The sequence below is a fragment of the Streptomyces sp. NPDC048291 genome, from assembly GCF_043201715.1.
In the GTDB taxonomy this organism is placed as follows: Bacteria; Actinomycetota; Actinomycetes; order Streptomycetales; family Streptomycetaceae; genus Streptomyces.
The window spans coordinates 124,819-141,998 of record NZ_JBICZC010000015.1 but is presented as its reverse complement, the minus strand read 5'-3'; the positions used below and the strand labels follow the sequence as shown (position 1 = coordinate 141,998).

Below are 17,180 nucleotides of genomic sequence, written 5' to 3'. Positions count from 1 at the left end.
CCGCAGGCCGCGCGGGGTGCGTGGGGCGAGATGGCGACCGGACGGCCGCGCAGCCACACCCTGCGCCCCGGCCGGGCGCGGACCCGGCGGCACACGGCGCCCATTACGGATCCTTCGCTTTCCTATGACTCTCGGATGTAACGTCCATTTATTAGTTGAATGGGCGGATTTGACGCCTCTTCAGCCTCTTCCGCCCCGCAGGTAACGGCCTCGGCCGCCCCGAACCGACGGGCGGACAACGCCCGGCTCACCCGAAAGTGAGTAACAGTCAGCGGCCGATCGGCCCACGGGGAGGAGCCGATCTTCCGGGCGTCACGAGGAATTTCCAAACTGGTTAGTAACAAGGGGGGTTCGGGGGAAAGCGGTTACCGCTACCTTTTGGCGTGCCTCATTGGCATGCCCACACCTCTCAGCGCACCCCCTCCCCGTAGGAGACACCCCCATGCGCAGACTCGTTGCCTGTCTGGCGGCCGCGGTCGCCGCTCTCGGCGGGCTCACGGCGACGGCCACCCCGGCCGCGGCGGCCGGCTCGGGCACGTTCAGCGTGCTCACGTACAACGTCGCCGGACTTCCGGAAGGCCTGTCCAGCGCGCCCACCCCGCGCGACACCAGCACCACGGCGATCGGTACGCGCATCGCGCCGTACGACATCGTCAACGTCCAGGAGGACTTCAACTACCACGCGTACCTGTACTCCACCGACACCCACCCCTACCGCACCGCGACCAGCGGCGGCGCGGGCATCGGCAGCGGCCTCAACACCGTCTCCAACTACGCCTGGGACACGGACGACTTCGAGCGGGACGGCTGGAACTCCTGCCAGATCGACTCCGGCGACTGCCTCACGCCGAAGGGCTTCACCTTCATGCGCGAGCGGCTCGCCGAGGGCGTCTACGTCGACTTCTACAACCTGCACACCAACGCGGGCACGAACGACGGCGACGAGGCCTCCCGGGCGGACAACCTCAGCCAGCTGACGTCCTTCATCAGCACCCACTCGGCCGGCAACGCCGTCGTGGTGATGGGTGACACCAACACCCGCTACACCCGCTCCGCCGACACGATCGCGGAGTTCGCCTCGAACAACGGGCTCACCGACGCCTGGGTGCAGCTGATCCGCGGCGGCAGCGCGCCGGCCAAGGGCAGCGACGCGCTGGTCTGCGACCAGTCGGGGGCGACCGTGCCCAACACCTGCGAGGTCGTGGACAAGGTCCTCTACCGCAGCAGCAAGCTGGTGAACCTGAACGCGACCTCGTACAACAACGAGCACGCCAAGTTCCTGACGAGCGACGGCCTGATGCTCTCCGACCACGACCCGATCACGGTCGGCTTCTCCTGGTCCCAGAACGCGGACTTCCAGCTGAGCGACCAGTTCGGCGGTCCGCACGGCGACTACTACCAGGACATCGACAAGGTGGCCGCCGGCGCCCGCGCCACCACCGTCTCGCTGCGCTCCGGCTCCCGGGTCGACCAGGTCGGTATCACGCTCGCCGACGGCACCACGCTGACCCACGGCGGCACCGGCGGCACGGCGTCCTCGCTGACGCTGGGCAGCAGTGAGTACGTCACGACGGCGTACCTGTGCGAGAGCAAGTACAACAACACCACCCGCATCTTCTACGCGAAGTTCACCACCAACCTGGGCCGCACCCTCGCCGGTGGTACGACGACCTCGGACTGCGTGACCCGCACCGCGCCGTCGGGCTGGCAGATCGCCGGCTTCCACGGCCGCTCCGGTGACGAGCTGGACAAGGTCGGCTTCATCTACACGAAGCGCTGACCGCGCCCGGCCGGCCGGCGGACCGTTCCCCACGTCCGCCGGCCGGCCGGCGCGAGCGGCATGTCGGCGATGATGGCCGCGTGACCGCCATGGACCTGCGCATCGACGCCACCGAGCTGCCGGGCCGCTCCTGCCCGGCACCCGCGGACAGCGGTTCCGCCCGGTACGGCGGCATCCACGTCGCCGTACAGCGCCGCAACCGCCCCGCCGAGCTGCTCGACCCGCAGCCCGGCGACGCCGCCTCCGCGACCTGGACCCTGCCGTGCACGACGGCGGTCACCGCCACCGGCGTCGACATCACGGGACCCTGGGTCCAGGGCGGCCCCGGCGGCCGGTTCGTCTACCTGTCCTGGGGGACCATGGACCCCGGGGGTGCCTTCACGATGTTCCGCCGGGCCAAGCTGATGCTCGACGCCGTCCCCGGCGCGGTGGCCGAGGCGGCGGCACGGGACGGGCTGCTGGTCGGCCGGCTCGGGCTGACCGACGCCCGGGGCATGCCGCTGTGCGCACGGGTCGTACCGCCGGCCGTCGTCTGGAGTGCCGGGAGCGGTCCTCAGCCGAGTGCCTCGCGGTAGGCGGCGAGCGCGGTCTCGGTGTCCGTCAGGGGGAAGCGGGCGCCGAGGTGGCCGTCGGGGCGGACGACGAAGCCGGTGGGGCCGTCGGGACGGTAGAGGCGGGCGAACTCGCCGGCCGTGTCCCGGTATTCGGGGACGAGGGGCACGTGGGTGCCGTCCTCCGCGCGGATGGCCAGGACGTCCCAGCCGGGGGGCGAGGACGGCTTTGATCACGTCGGTGGGGTCCGCCGCGTAGAGCAGCACGACGTGGTCCGGGCGGTCCCGCAGGACGTCGAGCAGACGCAGCGGGTACCCGGCGACCGGCGTGGTGAGGCCGGTGCAGTCCGGCGGCGGCGCTCAGCCCTACCGGGCCGGCGCCCATGATCAGGACGTCGGTTGTGTGCGTCACGGGTGTCTCCCAGCAGGTGGCCTCGGACCTGTTCGGTACCTCCGTGGTCGCCCCGGCGCGGACGGGCGGCGAGCCGCGACACCGCCGCCGGTACCCGGCGCGGCCCGGTGGCGGCGCCGCGGACGGCGGACGGCAGACGGCAGACGGCAGACGGCAGACGGCAGATCGCGGCACTTCCGGAGTGCGCGGCGCTTCCGGCGGAGCGCTCAGGCGTGGCTGCCGTAGCTGCGCAGCTTCCGGTAGAGCGTCGCGCGGCCGATGCCCAGGGCGGCGGCCGTCCGGGCCTTGTTGCCGCCGTGGCGGCGCAGGGCCACCAGGATCGCGGTGCGTTCCGCGTCCTCCATGGGGGTCAGTGGGCGTTCGGCGGGTCCCTCGCGCACGGGGTCGGGCAGCTCGGTGCGCCGGACCGGCCCCACCGCCCGCCGACGCCGTGCCAACGACCGTACGACGTGGGTGAGTTCGGTGACGTTCCCGGGCCATGGGTACCGCTCGAGGGCGCGCCGGGCGTCGAGTGTCCAGGTGAGCGGGGGCTGCCCGGGCTCCGGCGCCGGGGCCACCGCGGCGAGCAACTCCTTTATGTCCTCGGGCCGCTCGCGCAGGGCGGGCAGGGTGACCGAGCGGGCGGCCAGGGTGTCGAGGAGCCGCTGGAGGCAGGGGCCGGGGGGCGCTCCCGGGGTGTAGGTGACCAACAGGGGTGCGGTGGGCCGGGATTCGAGCAGCGCGACGATCGCGGCCACGTCGTGCTGTGCCAGGCGTTCGGCGTGGCGCAGTACGAGGCTGCCGTGGGGGTCGGCGGGGAGCGTCTCGTGCAGGTCGCCTTCGGCGGCGTCGACGACGAGCGGCTCGGTTCCGCCGAGCAACTCGCGGGCCAGGGTGGTCTTTCCGGTGCCGCGTTCACCGACGAGCAGCAACGGGGCGTGGGCGGTGGCCAGTTCGGCGGCGCGTTCGGTGGCGTGCCGCCACGGCACCGAGTGTCCGGCCAGTGCGGTGGGCGGGCGCCCCGCGGGGGTGGACGGGGCGCGGCCGGGCGCCGGTTCCAGTACGGCGACGGCGCCGACGACCCGGCCCTGGTGGCGGACGATCTCGACCGTGGCGGCGCACGGAAGGCGGGTGCCGGGCGTGTCCTCGCGCAGCGCCTCGTGCACGGCGCGTTCCAGGTCCTCGACGTCCCGCGCCGACAGCAGCTGGGCCGCCGCCCCGCTCACCAGCCGGCTGTGCCCGGCGAAGGCCGCCACCGGCCGGTCCTGGCCCGCGCACGCCGAGAGGTAGGCGTCCAGCAGGGCCCGTTCCGGCGCACGGGTGTACGCCCGCAGCTCCGCCTCCACCACCGCGGCCGTCGCCTCGGCCAGGGCCGCCTGCGGATGCGGTGCGCAGCCGCCGCACAGGGCCGAGGCGACGGTGACGGTGCCGACCGGCCTGCTGTCGCCGGGGGCCCGCAGCGGCACGCTCACCGCGGAGACCTCCTGCCACATGTCGAGGATGTGCTCGGGTCCGTGCACCTCGGCGCGGTGGCCGGTGCGCAGGGCCAGGGCCGCGCTGTTGGGGCCGACGCTCTGCTCGGAGAGGTCGGGGCGGAGCGTGTCGCGCGGGGCGTGCCCTGCGGACCACAGCACGCGGAGCCGGGCATCGGTGAGCAGGAGGGTGGCGCGCTCGTGGACGAGCACCGGAGCGAGCCGCTCCAGCACCGGCCGGGCCGCCTCGAGGAGTGCGGGGTCGGGCGACTGCGGGGCGAGGCCCGCGGAGTCGGTCGCAGCGTCGGTCGCGGAGTCGGCAGCGGCGTCGGGTCGTACGCCGTAGAAACGGGCGCGCCGCCAGGCAGCCGCCACCTCGTCAGGTACGTCCGCCGGCGGCGGGTGCCCGGCGAGGAAGCGGGCGCGGGCCCGGCGCAGTTGGCCGAGCGCGGGGCGGGCCGTGGACGGCAGGCCGGCCGCGGGGGGATGCTCTGCGGTGGTCATGGCGCCCCTCACCGTACCGGGAACAGTTGAAGGAGCAACGACCGGCGGGCCCCGCCGGGTTCCGCCGTACACCGGGTGTCTCGGATTGAGACACCCATGGACGTCCGCCCCGTTTCATGATCTTGAACGGTCGGTTTCCGTCCTTCCCCCCGGAGTTCCCCGTGCACACCGATGTCGTGACCGACGTCCTGATCGTCGGCAGCGGCCCCGCCGGTGCCTCGGCCGCCCTGGCCCTGAGCACCTACGGCGTACCGAACATGGTCGTCACCCGCTACGCGTCGCTCGCCGACACACCGCGCGCCCACATCACCAACCAGCGCACCATGGAGGCCCTGCGCGACCTCGGGGTCGAGCAGGAGGCCCTCGCGCGGGCCACCCCGCAGCACCTGATGGGGAACACCACCTTCTGCACCAGCCTGGCCGGCGAGGAGCTGGGGCGGGTGCGGTCCTGGGGGAACGAGCCGCTGGTGCAGGCGGCGCACGAGCTGGCGAGCCCCACGGTGATGTGTGACATACCACAGCACCTCATGGAGCCGGTCCTGGTCGACGCCGCCGTAGCCCGCGGTACCGTCCTCCGCTACAGCACCGTCTACAAGTCGTTCACGCAGGACGCGGACGGAGTGACCGTCACCGTCGAGGACCGGGTCCGCGGCGACGCGTACACGATCCGCGCCAAGTACCTCATCGGCGCGGACGGCGGCCGTTCGAAGGTGGCCGAGGACGCGGGGCTGCCGATGGGCGGTCAGATGGGCGTGGCCGGCAGCATCAACATCGTCTTCGACGCGGACCTGAGCAGGTACACCGCCCACCGGCCCGCCACCCTGTACTGGGTGCTGGCACCGGGCGCGACCGTCGGCGGCATCGGCGCGGGTCTGGTGCGCTGCGTGCGCCCCTGGACGGAGTGGCTGATCGTGTGGGGGTACGACGTCTCGGCGGGCGCCCCCGACCTGACCACCGAGTACGCGGAGTCGGTCGTCCGGCACCTGGTGGGCGACGACGACATCCCGGTGACCGTCAGGTCGTCCTCGGCGTGGACGGTGAACGAGATGTACGCCGAGACCTACTCGAACGGCCGGGTCTTCTGCGCCGGTGACGCCGTGCACCGGCACCCGCCGTCCAACGGGCTCGGCTCGAACACCTCCGTCCAGGACTCGTACAACCTGGCCTGGAAGCTGAAGCTGGTCCTCGACGGCACCGCGGACCCGGGCCTCCTCGACACCTACACCGCCGAACGCGCGCCCGTGGGACGGCAGATCGTCACCCGCGCCAACAAGTCGATCGGCGAGACCGCGCCCGTCTTCGAGGCGCTCGACGGTCTCACCCCGCAGACCCCCGAGCAGCTCTGGGCCAACATCGCCGCCCGCAAGGAACCCACCGAGGCGGGCGCGAAGCAGCGGGCCCGGCTGCGGGACGCGATCGCCCACAAGGTGTACGAGTTCAACGCGCACGGCGTCGACCTCAACCAGCGCTACGCGTCGGACGCGATCGTCCCCGACGGCACCCCCGACCCCGGCTTCGCCCGTGACCCCGAGCTGTACCACCAGCCCAGCTCCCGGCCGGGCGCCAAGCTCCCGCACGCCTGGCTCACGTCGGGCACCCGCACCCTGTCCACCCTGGACACCGTCGGCGGGGGCCGGTTCACCCTGCTCACCGGTATCGGCGGCGAGGGCTGGGTGAGGGCGGCGACCGCCCACGAGCTCGACATCGCCACGGTCGTCGTCGGCCCCGGCCAGGAGTACGAGGACCCGTACGGCGACTGGGCGCGGCTGAGCGAGGTGTCGGACTCGGGCGTGCTGCTGGTGCGGCCGGACGGGTACGTGGCCTTCCGGCACCCGGCCGCCGCCGCGAACGCCGAGGAGCTGCTGGGCGAGGCGCTGCGGCGGATCCTGGGCCGCGGCTGACGACTCCACCTCCCCCTTCCCCCCCCAAGTACGCGACACGAAAGGTGAACAGCATGGCCCTCGGGCTGCTCAGGCGCCGTTGGTCCAAGGACACCCCGGCCCGTTCGGCGGGGCTCACCCTGCCCCTGCCGCCCGGTGCGGGCGGGGTCGCCCGGACCGTCCTGGACCCCGTCGACCAGCCGCTCGGCGGCGCCGACGTCACGGTCACCGCGCTGGACACCCACCAGGTGGCGGCCCGGGGCACGACCGACCCCTTCGGTTTCTTCATGGCCGCCCTGCCGCCCGGGCGCTACAGCGTGCTGGTCGTCGCCGAGGGCCTGGATCCGCACCGGGAGACCGTCGACGTCGTCGCCGACAGCTGCCCGGCGCCCGGCCACATCCGGCTGCAGCCGGCCCGGCAGCTGCCGCTGCCGCCGACCGGGGGCTGGGTCTTCGATCCCCCGCACACCGCGATCCGGTTCATCGCCAAGCACGTCGGCATGGCCCATGTGCACGGCAGGTTCGAGCGTTTCGACGGTTCGGTCAGCGTCGCCCCGGACATGAGCCGGTCGACGGTCCGGGTGCGCATCGACGCGTCGAGCATCAACACCGGGAACACGACCCGGGACAACCATCTGCGTTCCGGGGACTTCCTGGACGTCGAGCGGTATCCGTACATCGACTTCGCCAGCACGCGCTTCGCCTACCGGGGCGGCAGCAAGTGGACGCTCCTCGGCTCCCTGACGATGCACGGCGTCAGCCGTTCGGTCTCGCTCGACACCACCTACCTGGGCACGGTCAACGGCGGCTACGGCGAGGAACTGCGCTGCGCCGCGCTCGCCACGGCCGAGCTGCACCGGGAGGACTACACGCTCAACTGGCGGTCCATGCTGGCCCGTGGCATCGCGGTGGTGGGTCCGACGGTGCAGCTGGAACTCGACGTACAGGCGATGTACCGCTCGCCGGACACGCCGACGCCCCCGGAGTGACCGGGGCGGCTCCGCCGGAACCGCGGGGCAAGCGCTGCCCGTTCAGTCCGCCGAACGGACGGGGCACAGACCGGCCACTCCATGGTCCGTGCGTTGACCATCGATGGTTTTGATTGAGCTTTGTACCATTTCGGAGAAACCGCTTCACCCAAACAGCGCTCGATTCCGGTCGCTGGGTGTTAAAACTTGGCCACAGAACGTCGGGCTACGCTCAGCCCTGCACGCCATCCCTGTTGTGAAGTGGGACGATCTTGTCCAAGTCCAGACCCTTGACCGGCAATTGGCGCGTCGCAAGACGCCTCCAGGCCATTCTTCTCATCCCCGTGCTCGTCGCGCTCGCCCTCGGCGGCATCCGGGTGAAGAACTCGGTCGACACGTTGCAGGACGCCAACGACGCCGTCCGCGTGGCCGAGTTGGTGCAGGCGGCGAACGCCTACGCCAGTGACGCGATCAACGAGCGCGACGTGTCGGTCATCCCGCTCCTGGAGGGCAAACGGAACGCGCCCGCCGTACTGGCGGCCCGCAAGGTCACCGACGCCGACGCGCAGGCGTTCGACGCGGCGGTGGCCCGGGCGCCGAAGACGGCGGGCCTCACCCGCCGGATCGAGCTGGTACGGGCGGGCGAGAAGCAGCTGGCGGCGGTGCGGGCCAGCGCGTTCACGGCCAAGTCGTCGGGGGTGCAGACGGAGGAGAGCTACCACGCCGTGCAGCACCCGCTGATGGAGCTCTCGAACGAACTGGGCTTCGGCAGCAACAACCAGGCGAGCTTCGGGCGCACCCTGTACGCCATCTCCCTGACCCAGGCGGCCGAGTCCCTGGTGCGGGCCATCGGCACCCACCTGCTGGTCGAGAACCGCGACACGCTCGGCGAGGGCGAACTGCAGACCCAGCTCGGCTCGTTCAGCTCCTACGCCTACCTGGAACAGGTGGGCCTGCAGGAGTACGCGGGCGCCGGTACCGCCGGGGACATGACCCGGCTGCGGGCGGCGCTGGCGGACGCGCAGAAGAAGGGGGCGGAGCAGACCGCCAAGGCCGCCGAGGAGGCCAAGGCCGCCGGGCAGCCGTTCGTGACGCCGCCGGCCCTGACGAAGATGATCAGCGAGATCGCGTCCGGGACGCCGACCGAGCAGCTGGCCGCCCAGGGCATCACGCCCGAGTCGTTCTTCGCCGCGTCCGCGCTCGCCTTCGACGCCTACCGCGGTATCGAGGTCCAGCTCACCGACACCGCCCTCGCCAGCGCACGGAGCATCGCCGCCGGCGCCCGACGGGACGCGATCACCAACGGCTCCGCCGCGCTCGGCGCCGTGCTGGCGGCCGTGCTGCTCGCCGCGTGGGTGGCCCGCTCGATGAGCCGGGGCATGCGCAGGCTCAGCGCCTCGGCGATGGAGATCGCCGAGCAGCGGCTGCCTGCGGTGATCACCCAGTTGTCGCAGGCCGTGCCCGGCCAGGTGGACACCCGGGTCACGCCGATCCCGATCACCACCACCGACGAGATAGGCGAGGTCGCCCGGGCCTTCGACCACGTGCACCGGGAGGCGGTCCGGCTGGCCGCCGAGCAGGCACTGCTGCGCGGCAACGTCAACACGATCTTCACCAACCTGTCCCGCCGCAACCAGTCGCTGATCGAGCGCCAGCTCGCCCTGATCACCGACCTGGAGGAGCGCGAGGCCGACCCCGAGCAGCTGGCGAACCTGTTCAGGCTGGACCACCTGGCCACCCGGGTGCGCCGCAACGGCGAGAACCTGCTGGTGCTGGGCGGCGAGCGCCCCACCCAGCAGTGGGACCACCCGCTTCCCCTGGTCGACGTCGTCCGGGCGGCGGCCTCCGAGGTGGAGCAGTACGAGCGGATCGAGCTGGCGGGCCTCCCGGAGGCCGAGATCCACGGCCGCGCCGTCACCGACCTGGTGCATCTGCTCGCCGAGCTGCTGGAGAACGCCACCTCGTTCTCCTCGCCGCGCTCGCCGGTCCGGGTCACGGCGACCCGGCTGCCGGACACCCGGATCATGGTGGAGATCCATGACCAGGGCATCGGCCTGATGCCCGAGGACTTCGCGCTGATCAACCACAAGCTGGCGAACCCGCCGACCGCGGACGCCGACGTCTACCAGTACATGGGCCTGTTCGTGGTGGGCAGGCTGGCCGACCGGCACGGCATCCGGGTCCAGCTGCGGCCGGCCGCCGGGAACCCCGGCACGACCTCGCTCGTCATGCTCCCGGGCACCGTCACCTGGAGCGGCGGCGCCGGGTCCGACGCCGACACGCTGGCGCTCGCGACCGTCAAGGCACGCGCCACGACCGACCTGGCGGCCCTGCTCGCGGACGGGCCGGCCGATCCGTTCGGCGGGGCCGATCCGTTCGGCGCGCACGAGGCGTGGGACGACGGCATCCCGGCACCCCGCTCCGCGACGCCGTCCGGCACTTTCGGCGCCACCGCTCCCGCTCGCTCCGCGGCAGGAACCCCCGGCACGGCCGTCGGCCCCGCTTCCGCCGGTTCCGAGTCCGCCGCCCCCGAGCCCGCCGGACCGGCCGAGCCGTCCGCCCGGACCCGTCGCGCGTCGAAGCGCGGGCGCCGCCCCGCCCAGGACGGCTGAGCCCCGGGCGCCGGGGTCAGGGCGGCGGTGCCGGGCGCAGGGCCCGCACCACCGCCCAGACGACGGAGACGAAGGGGACGGCCACGACGGCGCCGATCACCCCCGCGACGATGCTGCCCGCGATGACCGACACGGCGACGACGAGGGGGTGCAGCCGCACCGCCCAGCTCATCACCAGCGGATGCAGCACATGTCCCTCCAGCTGGCCGATGACGACGATGAGTACGAGGACGGCGGCGGCGGTGAGCGGGCCCCGCCCGGCCAGCGCCACCACCGTGGCCACGCTCAGCGCGACCGGTGAGCCGACCAGTGGGACGAACGCGGCGAAGAACTCCAGCAGGGTGAGCGGCAGCGCGAGCGGCACCCGCAGCACGACCAGGGCGACGCCGACGAGGACGGCGTTGGCGGCGGCCACGATGATGATGCCGCGGGTGTATCCGGCGAACGTCCGCCAGGCCGCGCGCCCCGCCCGGTCCCAGGCGTCGCGGGCGCCGGCCGGCAGCAGTTCGCCGCTCGTCCAGGCCCAGAGCCGTTCGCCGGAGTGGATGAAGAAGACCGAGGTGAAGAGCGCGAGCGCGCCTCCGGTGATCAGTTCGACGAGGGTGCCGAAGCCGCTGAGCGCCCGGCTCGCCAGGTTGGAGCGGTGGGACTGGATGTAGTCGACGACCTGCTGCTGGAGACGGGACAGGGCGCCCGGGCCGAGCCGGAAGGGCGGGCGCCGCAGCCAGACCTCGATGCGGTGGATGCCGCCGCGGAACTCGTCGGCCAGGGTCGCCGACTCCTGTGCGACCGCGTTGCCCACCAGGGCCAGCAGGCCGAAGAACAGGCAGATGCTGCCGACCAGGCTCACCGCCACGGACAGCGGCCTCGGGAGCCACCGGGCCAGCAGGTCGGCGAGCGGACGGAGCACCGAGGTGACGACCAGGGCCAGGAACACGGCGACGGCGATCAGCTGGAAGCGGCCGAGGACGACGAAGACGCCGTAGACGACGATGCCGACCACGATGAGCCGCCAGGCGTAGGCGGCGGCGATCCGCAGGGCGGGGACGACGACCGCGCCGGCCGGGGCGGAGGCGCGCGGGGCTCGGGCCCGTCCCGGGATCCGGACGGCGCGTGCGGTCCGGCTGTCCGGTGGAGCGCCGTGGACCCGGCGCGCGCGGCCCCGCCCGGCCCCCGGCCCGCCCGCACCCGCCACCGCGCCTCCCGTTGCCGGCCTCCGTCACCTCTCCTGCACGTTAGGGGCATTCCGGGCGGCGGGCGGGCTGCGGTGGGCCAAGGGGGTCAGAGGAGTCAGGGGGCGTCAGTGCGCGGCGGTCTCGGACACGGCGGTGCGGACGGCTCGTTCCACCAGGTTCACGCCGTCCGGCATGGACGCGTTGCCGTTGGAGAGGACCGCGACGAGGTAGTGGTGCCCGCCGGCCGTGACGCGCCCGATGCTGTTGATGTCCCACAGGCCGGTGGTGGTGCGCATGAGCCAGCCGTTCTTCAGCGCCCACCCCGAGTCGGCGGCGGCCGAGACACCCCAGGACTGGTCGGCGGCGATCTCCGTCATCAGGGTGCCGATGCGGTTCCGGGAGGCAGCGTCGAGGGGCGTGGGCCCGGCGCCGAAGACCGCGCGCAGCAGTCGTATCTGATCGGCCGCGGTGGTCCGGGTGAGCCCCCAGAGGCCGCCGGGGCCGCCCTGGGTCGAGGTGAGTCCGAGCCGCTTGTTGGCCGAGGCCAGGCCGGGGCCCTCGCCGATGGCCCGCCACAGGGCGGTGGCCGCGGTGTTGTCGCTGTCGCGGATCATCACCTCCGCCTCGGCGCTCTCCCGGGCGGTGAGGGCGCGCCGGTGGTCCCGCGCGTGCAGCAGCATGGCGGCGAGGATGTCGACCTTGACGATGCTCGCCGTGTCGTACGGCATGTCGTCGCCGTAGACGACGGGCGCCCCGCCCGTGCCGTCCAGGTCGAGGACGGCGGCGGTCACCCGGGCCGAGCCCTGTGCCTTGACGGTGGTGCGGAAGGTGGCGGAGCCGGAGCCGGCCGCCATGGCCGCCGGCGCGGCTCCGGCGAGCAGGGTCACCACCGTGGCCACGACGGACAGGGTTCGGTTGAGCATGGCGGGCACCTTCGCAGATCGGAGGGACACAGACCTGCGAACATAGACAAAATGTCCGTCCCGCGACATGACCGCCGCCACGACGGGACCGGTTCGAGGCCGAATGTGAGCAGGGCAACAGGGCTGGTTGTGAGCAGGGCGACAGTGCCGCACGCGAGGCGTCTCTTCCGGTGTACGGAACGTGAATTCCGCATGCCTCATCGGGCTGCATCCGGGGGAAGAATGAGGCCAGAGCGACGGACCGGCCCCTGGGAGGTGCCATGAGCACATCGGCTGAACCGCGGGTGAGCGGTCTGGAGGTCCGGTCCATCGACTACGTGCCGCTGGACGAGCGGCACGGCAAGCTGTGGCATCTGGGTCCGCTGTGGTTCATGTCCAACGCGCAGATCGCCACCCTGGCCGTGGGGCTGATCAGCATCACGGAGGGCGGCAACCTGATCTGGTCGCTGCTGGCGATCGTCGCGGGCACGCTGATCGGCACGTTCTTCATGGCGTTCCACTCGGCCCAGGGGCCGCAGCTGGGACTGCCGCAGATGATCCAGTCCCGCCCGCAGTTCGGCTATGTCGGTGCGCTGCTGGTGTGGCTGTTCGCGTACGTGCAGTACGCGGGATTCAACGTGTTCAACACCGTGCTGGCCGGCCAGGCCCTGGACACCACGATCCACGGCGGCGTGAAGCTCTGGGTGATCGTGGTCACGGTGGTCGGGCTGGTCGTGGCGCTGGTGGGGTACGACATCATCCACAAGGCCGAGCGGTTCCTGACCTACACGTTCCTGGTGGTCTTCGGGATCTTCACCGTCGGGATCCTGGTGACCCTGCACTACCCGGCGGGCTCCTTCGACCTCGGCGCCTTCAAGGTCACGCCGTTCCTGGCGCAGTTCGGCGTGGTCGCCGGCTACCAGATCAGCTGGGCCATCTACGTCTCGGACTACTCGCGCTACCTGCCGCCGGACGTCACCGTGCGCAAGACGTTCTACTGGACCTACTTCGGCTCGGCGCTCGGCGGCATCTGGCTGATGGTGCTCGGCACGCTGCTGGCCGCCTGGGCGGGCGACAGCTTCGACACGATCCCGTCGATCAACGCCGCCGGCGACAAGGTCTTCGACGGCTTCGGCGCGATCGTGCTGCTGTTCTCCGCGCTGGGGCTGATCTCCGTCACCGCGCTGAACATGTACGGCGGTTCGCTGACCCTGATCAGCGCCATCGACTCGTTCAGACGCGTGCGACCGACGCTGGGCGTGCGACTGGTCACCCTCGGGGTGACCGCGGCGCTCTCGCTGATCGGCGCGCTGGCGGCGACGACGAACTTCCTGACGAACTTCAACAACTTCCTGCTGCTGGTGCTGTATCTGTTCATCCCGTGGACGTCCGTGAACCTGATGGACTACTACGTGGTGCGCCGGGGCCACTACGCGATCGCCGAGATCTTCAAGCCGAACGGCATCTACGGCCGCTGGGGCTGGCAGGGGATCGTCTCGTACCTGGTCGGCTTCGCCGTCATGATCCCGTTCTTCTCGGTCGGCACCCTCTATGTCGGTCCCGCCGCCGAGGCCCTCGACGGCGCCGACATCTCCCTGTTCATCGGGCTGCCGGTGTCGGCGCTGCTGTACTGGTGGCTGACCCGCTCGATCGACGTCGAGGCGGAGACCCGCATCGCCGAGGCGGAGGCCGCGGCCCTGGAGCAGGCCTCGCACGAGCACCGCGAGCCGTAGGGGCCGGCTGCCCGCCGGACTCGGTCCCGAGTCCGGGGCGGACCGGCCGTCCGGCCCGCTCGACCGCCGTCCTCCGTCAGTACGCGGAGTTGACGTTGTCGATGGAGCCGTACCGGTGGGCGGCGTAGTTGGCCGCGGCGGTGATGTTGGCGACCGGGTCGGTGACGCTGCCGGAGGTGCCGGCGACGTGGTACGCGTTGAAGGTGGGGTCGATGACCTGGAGCAGGCCCTTGGAGGGGGTGCCCTTCTGGGCGTTGACGTCCCAGTTGTTCTGGGCGCTCGGGTTGCCGCCGGACTCACGCATGATGTTGCGCTTGAGGCCGTCGTAGCTGCCCGGGATGCCCTTGGACTTCATGACCTGCAGGGACTGCTTGATCCAGCCGTCGAGGTTGTTGCCGTAGCCGCCCTTCTGGGAGGCGGTGTGGCTGCTGCCGCTGGAGGAGGCCGTGACCGCGGTCGAGGTGTGCGCCTGCGTCATCTCGGCGGCCTGTGCGTTCGCCGGCATAAGAGTGAGGGCGGCGGCCGCGGCACCCGTCGTGACGAGGCCGGTGAGGCCGATGGTGCGCAGACGGGCGATGCGGGTGCGGTTGATCGTGGTCATGTGAAAGCAACTCTCCGGTGGGGGGGACGGCGTCGGCGCCGGCCGCGGTGGGCGGCGGCGGTGGGCGGAGCCCGTACTACCGGCGGGAGGGGGCGGGTCCGGCGGGAATCCGCTCGGCCCGTCGCCCGTCTCCCGGCGACGACAGCAATGGTTAGCGGGAGCCGCGGCGGGCCGCAATGATGTGACGTACTACCCGACTTAGGAACCAATGACCGAATTGCCCGCTTATATATGCCTTCTAGGCAGTTCAGGGCGTTCCGTTCCTACGAGGCTGCATAGGATGTGATCTGGCTCCTATGGGGGGTGTCACGCGTCCGGGGCCCTTTCGCGGGGTCCGCGGCCCTCGGTCGGCGGCCTCCACAGGTCACGTACAGGCCGCCGCGAGAGCATCCGCCCATGTCTGACACCCCCACACCGTCGCCGGGCGAGATCCGGGTGCTGATCGTCGACGACGAGCCCGAGCTGACCGAACTGCTCTCGGTCGCCGTCGGCGCGGCGGGCTGGCAGCCGCTCGTCGCGCGCGACGGGTACGGCGCGCTGCGCGCCGCCCGCGCCCGCGGACCGCACGCCGTCGTGCTGGACGGCATGCTGCCCGACCTGGACGGCATCCAGGTGCTGCGCCGGCTGCGGTACGAGAACGCCAGGCTGCCCGTGCTGATGCTGACCGCCCGGGACGCCGTGGAACACCGGCTGGACGGGCTCGCCACCGGCGCCGACGACTACGTGACCAAGCCCTTCTCCCTGGAGGAGGTGATGCTCCGGCTGCGCGCGCTGCTGCGCCGCTCCGGGGCCGGCGGGTCCGGAGCGGCGGAGGAGGGGGTGCGGGTCCTCGGCGACCTGGTGCTGGCCGAGCGGAGCCGCGAGGTGCGCCGGGGCGGCATGCCGGTCACGCTCACCGCGAAGGAGTTCGACCTGCTGCTGTTCCTGATGGACCGCCCCCGCCAGGTGCTCAGCAAGACGCGGATCCTCGACCACGTGTGGAGCAGCTCGTTCGACGGCGGCGGGAACCTGGTGGAGGTGTACGTCTCCGGTCTGCGCGCGAAGATCGACAAGGAGCGCCGGCCGATGATCCACACCGTGCGCGGCGCCGGGTACGTCATCAGGGCGGCGGACGACGAGGGATGACGGCTCTCGGGCGGGCCCTCACCCGGCTGCGCGGGCGCTCGCTGCGGGTGCGGATGGTCCTCGTCCACTCCCTCACCCTGGCCGCCGTGTGCACGGCGATGGCCGTGGCCACCGTCCTCGTCCAGCGCTACTACCTGATCCGGGACCTGGACCAGCGGGTCACCGACGCCGCCGAGCACAGCCAGGGCGGCCGGGAGCACGCGCCGCCGGGCGCGAGCCTCGGCTTCCTCAACGAGCGCGGCCAGCACACCGGCACCCTGGCCGCGCTCATGACCGGCGAGAAGATCGCCACGGCCGAGGTGGTGACCGACCAGGGCCCGCGCTCCCTGACCGCGGCCCAGTGCGCCGCCCTGGGCGGCATCCCGGCGGACGGCACCCTGCACACCCGGACGATTCCGGGCCTCGGCACCTACCGGCTGACCGCCGTCACCGAAAACGGCACCGCCATGCTGGCCGGGCTGCCCGTGGACGGCGTCCAGCACATGATCGACTCCCTGGTCGTGATCGAGGCCTGCATCGCCGGGGTCGGCCTGGTCCTCGCGGGTTCCGTGTCGGCGGTGGCGGTCCGGCGGCAGCTGCGGCCGCTGCGGCGGGTCGCCGCCACCGCCGTCGAGGTCTCGCACGCACCGCTCGACCGGGGCGAGGTGAGCGGGCTCACCCGGGTACCGGCGGCGGACACCGATCCGGGCACCGAGGCCGGCCAGGTCGGCGTCGCGCTGAACCGGCTGATCGACCATGTGGAGTGGTCCCTGTCCGAACGGCAGCGGGCCGAGGAACACATGCGGCGCTTCCTCGCCGACGCCGGCCACGAGCTGCGCACCCCGCTCGCCTCGATCGCCGGGTACGCCGAGCTGATGCTGATGGGCGTGGACTCCCGGAAGATCGAGCCGGAGCTGGCCTGGCGCCGGGTCTCCGCCCAGTCGGCGCGGATGACGGGCCTGGTCGAGGACCTGCTGCTGCTCGCCCGGCTGGAGGAGGGCAGGCCGCTGGAGGCCGTGGAGGTGAACCTGGCGACCCTGGTCGGGGACGCGGTGTGGGACGCCCGGGCGGCGGGGGCGGGCCATCACTGGCAGCTGGTGCTGCGCCTGGACGCACCCGCCACGGTGACCGGCGACCCGTCCCGGCTGCACCAGGTGGTCGCCAACCTGCTGGCCAACGCCCGGAGGCACACCCCCGCCGGGACGCGGATCACCGTCACGGTGGAGACGGCGGACGGGCACTGCGCGATCCGCGTGCACGACGACGGCCCGGGCATCCCCGGCGACCTCCTGCCGACCGTCTTCGACCGCTTCACCCGGGGCGACGCCTCCCGCTCCCGCACCCCGGGCGCCGCGGGCGGGGCCGGCCTGGGACTGGCCATCGCCGCCGCGATCACCCAGGCACACCATGGCCGGATCGAGGTGGACAGCGCACCCGGCGACACCCGGTTCACCGCCACCCTGCCGCTCACCGCGGCGCGGAGCCGGGACACGGGCACCGCCTGACC

The 17,180-nt window shown here is 72.4% G+C and carries 12 protein-coding genes and 1 pseudogene; 8 read left to right on the top strand and 5 right to left on the bottom strand.

Annotation, left to right across the window (positions count from 1 at the left end; translation table 11 throughout):
* Positions 1-442 precede the first annotated feature (442 nt).
* Together ACGF5O_RS37035 and ACGF5O_RS37030 are read left to right on the top strand one after the other, a co-directional pair.
* Positions 443-1,780 carry a jacalin-like lectin gene (locus ACGF5O_RS37035; protein WP_393814301.1) on the top strand — a complete coding sequence of 446 codons (1,338 nt, stop codon included), beginning with the start codon at positions 443-445 and terminating at the stop codon, positions 1,778-1,780.
* 89 nt (positions 1,781-1,869) lie between these two features.
* Entirely contained in the window at positions 1,870-2,355 is a 486-nt protein-coding gene (locus ACGF5O_RS37030; RefSeq protein WP_393814464.1) for a DUF5990 family protein, read from the top strand.
* Here the strand turns inward: ACGF5O_RS37030 and ACGF5O_RS37025 are convergent.
* Both ACGF5O_RS37025 and ACGF5O_RS37020 read right to left on the bottom strand, forming a co-directional pair.
* Positions 2,334-2,682, bottom strand: a pseudogene (locus ACGF5O_RS37025) (pentachlorophenol monooxygenase); the annotation flags it as partial. The gene ACGF5O_RS37030 and the pseudogene ACGF5O_RS37025 sit on opposite strands and share 22 nt — an antisense overlap.
* A 267-nt stretch (positions 2,683-2,949) precedes the next feature.
* On the bottom strand, positions 2,950-4,698 hold the full coding sequence (locus ACGF5O_RS37020; RefSeq protein ID WP_393814300.1) for a sigma-54-dependent Fis family transcriptional regulator: 1,749 nt from the start codon (positions 4,696-4,698) through the stop codon (positions 2,950-2,952).
* Between the two features lie 161 nt (positions 4,699-4,859).
* On the opposite strand from ACGF5O_RS37020, the gene ACGF5O_RS37015 reads away from it, so the two are divergent.
* From ACGF5O_RS37015 to ACGF5O_RS37005, 3 genes are all read left to right on the top strand, one after another.
* A complete protein-coding gene (locus ACGF5O_RS37015; protein WP_393814299.1) occupies positions 4,860-6,599 on the top strand; it encodes an FAD-dependent oxidoreductase in 1,740 nt (579 codons plus the stop codon).
* A 53-nt stretch (positions 6,600-6,652) separates the two neighbouring features.
* Positions 6,653-7,567 carry a YceI family protein gene (locus tag ACGF5O_RS37010; RefSeq protein WP_393814298.1) on the top strand — a complete coding sequence of 305 codons (915 nt, stop codon included), beginning with the start codon at positions 6,653-6,655 and terminating at the stop codon, positions 7,565-7,567.
* 323 nt (positions 7,568-7,890) lie between these two features.
* Complete coding sequence (locus ACGF5O_RS37005; RefSeq protein WP_393814297.1) at positions 7,891-10,158, top strand: nitrate- and nitrite sensing domain-containing protein; 2,268 nt, start codon at positions 7,891-7,893, stop codon at positions 10,156-10,158.
* A gap of 16 nt (positions 10,159-10,174) precedes the next feature.
* On the opposite strand, the gene ACGF5O_RS37000 is transcribed toward ACGF5O_RS37005, so the two are convergent.
* Both ACGF5O_RS37000 and ACGF5O_RS36995 read right to left on the bottom strand, forming a co-directional pair.
* Positions 10,175-11,353 carry an AI-2E family transporter gene (locus tag ACGF5O_RS37000; RefSeq protein WP_393814296.1) on the bottom strand — a complete coding sequence of 393 codons (1,179 nt, stop codon included), beginning with the start codon at positions 11,351-11,353 and terminating at the stop codon, positions 10,175-10,177.
* Positions 11,354-11,458: 105 nt separating this feature from the next.
* Complete coding sequence (locus ACGF5O_RS36995) at positions 11,459-12,256, bottom strand: serine hydrolase (RefSeq protein ID WP_393814295.1); 798 nt, start codon at positions 12,254-12,256, stop codon at positions 11,459-11,461.
* A 260-nt stretch (positions 12,257-12,516) separates the two neighbouring features.
* On the opposite strand from ACGF5O_RS36995, the gene ACGF5O_RS36990 reads away from it, so the two are divergent.
* Positions 12,517-13,968, top strand: coding sequence for a purine-cytosine permease family protein (locus ACGF5O_RS36990; RefSeq protein ID WP_393814294.1), 1,452 nt, complete (start codon positions 12,517-12,519; stop codon positions 13,966-13,968).
* Positions 13,969-14,044: 76 nt separating this feature from the next.
* On the opposite strand, the gene ACGF5O_RS36985 is transcribed toward ACGF5O_RS36990, so the two are convergent.
* Positions 14,045-14,569 carry a transglycosylase SLT domain-containing protein gene (locus ACGF5O_RS36985; protein ID WP_393814293.1) on the bottom strand — a complete coding sequence of 175 codons (525 nt, stop codon included), beginning with the start codon at positions 14,567-14,569 and terminating at the stop codon, positions 14,045-14,047.
* A gap of 396 nt (positions 14,570-14,965) precedes the next feature.
* On the opposite strand from ACGF5O_RS36985, the gene ACGF5O_RS36980 reads away from it, so the two are divergent.
* Together ACGF5O_RS36980 and ACGF5O_RS36975 are read left to right on the top strand one after the other, a co-directional pair.
* Positions 14,966-15,694, top strand: coding sequence for a response regulator transcription factor (locus tag ACGF5O_RS36980; protein WP_393814292.1), 729 nt, complete (start codon positions 14,966-14,968; stop codon positions 15,692-15,694).
* Positions 15,691-17,178 (top strand): sensor histidine kinase, encoded by a 1,488-nt coding sequence (locus ACGF5O_RS36975; protein ID WP_393814291.1) that lies wholly within the window; start codon positions 15,691-15,693, stop codon positions 17,176-17,178. Before ACGF5O_RS36980 ends, ACGF5O_RS36975 begins: the two co-directional genes overlap by 4 nt.
* Positions 17,179-17,180: the final 2 nt, after the last annotated feature.

What these genes read in the sequence shown, in the direction of transcription:
- ACGF5O_RS37035 (WP_393814301.1), top strand. Translation starts at nt 443, where the DNA reads ATGCGCAGACTCGTTGCCTGTCTGGCGGCCGCGGTCGCCGCTCTCGGC.
- ACGF5O_RS37030 (WP_393814464.1), top strand. Translation starts at nt 1,870, where the DNA reads ATGGACCTGCGCATCGACGCCACCGAGCTGCCGGGCCGCTCCTGCCCG.
- ACGF5O_RS37020 (WP_393814300.1), bottom strand. Translation starts at nt 4,698, where the DNA reads ATGACCACCGCAGAGCATCCCCCCGCGGCCGGCCTGCCGTCCACGGCC.
- ACGF5O_RS37010 (WP_393814298.1), top strand. Translation starts at nt 6,653, where the DNA reads ATGGCCCTCGGGCTGCTCAGGCGCCGTTGGTCCAAGGACACCCCGGCC.
- ACGF5O_RS36995 (WP_393814295.1), bottom strand. Translation starts at nt 12,256, where the DNA reads ATGCTCAACCGAACCCTGTCCGTCGTGGCCACGGTGGTGACCCTGCTC.
- ACGF5O_RS36990 (WP_393814294.1), top strand. Translation starts at nt 12,517, where the DNA reads ATGAGCACATCGGCTGAACCGCGGGTGAGCGGTCTGGAGGTCCGGTCC.
- ACGF5O_RS36985 (WP_393814293.1), bottom strand. Translation starts at nt 14,569, where the DNA reads ATGACCACGATCAACCGCACCCGCATCGCCCGTCTGCGCACCATCGGC.
- ACGF5O_RS36980 (WP_393814292.1), top strand. Translation starts at nt 14,966, where the DNA reads ATGTCTGACACCCCCACACCGTCGCCGGGCGAGATCCGGGTGCTGATC.
- ACGF5O_RS36975 (WP_393814291.1), top strand. Translation starts at nt 15,691, where the DNA reads ATGACGGCTCTCGGGCGGGCCCTCACCCGGCTGCGCGGGCGCTCGCTG.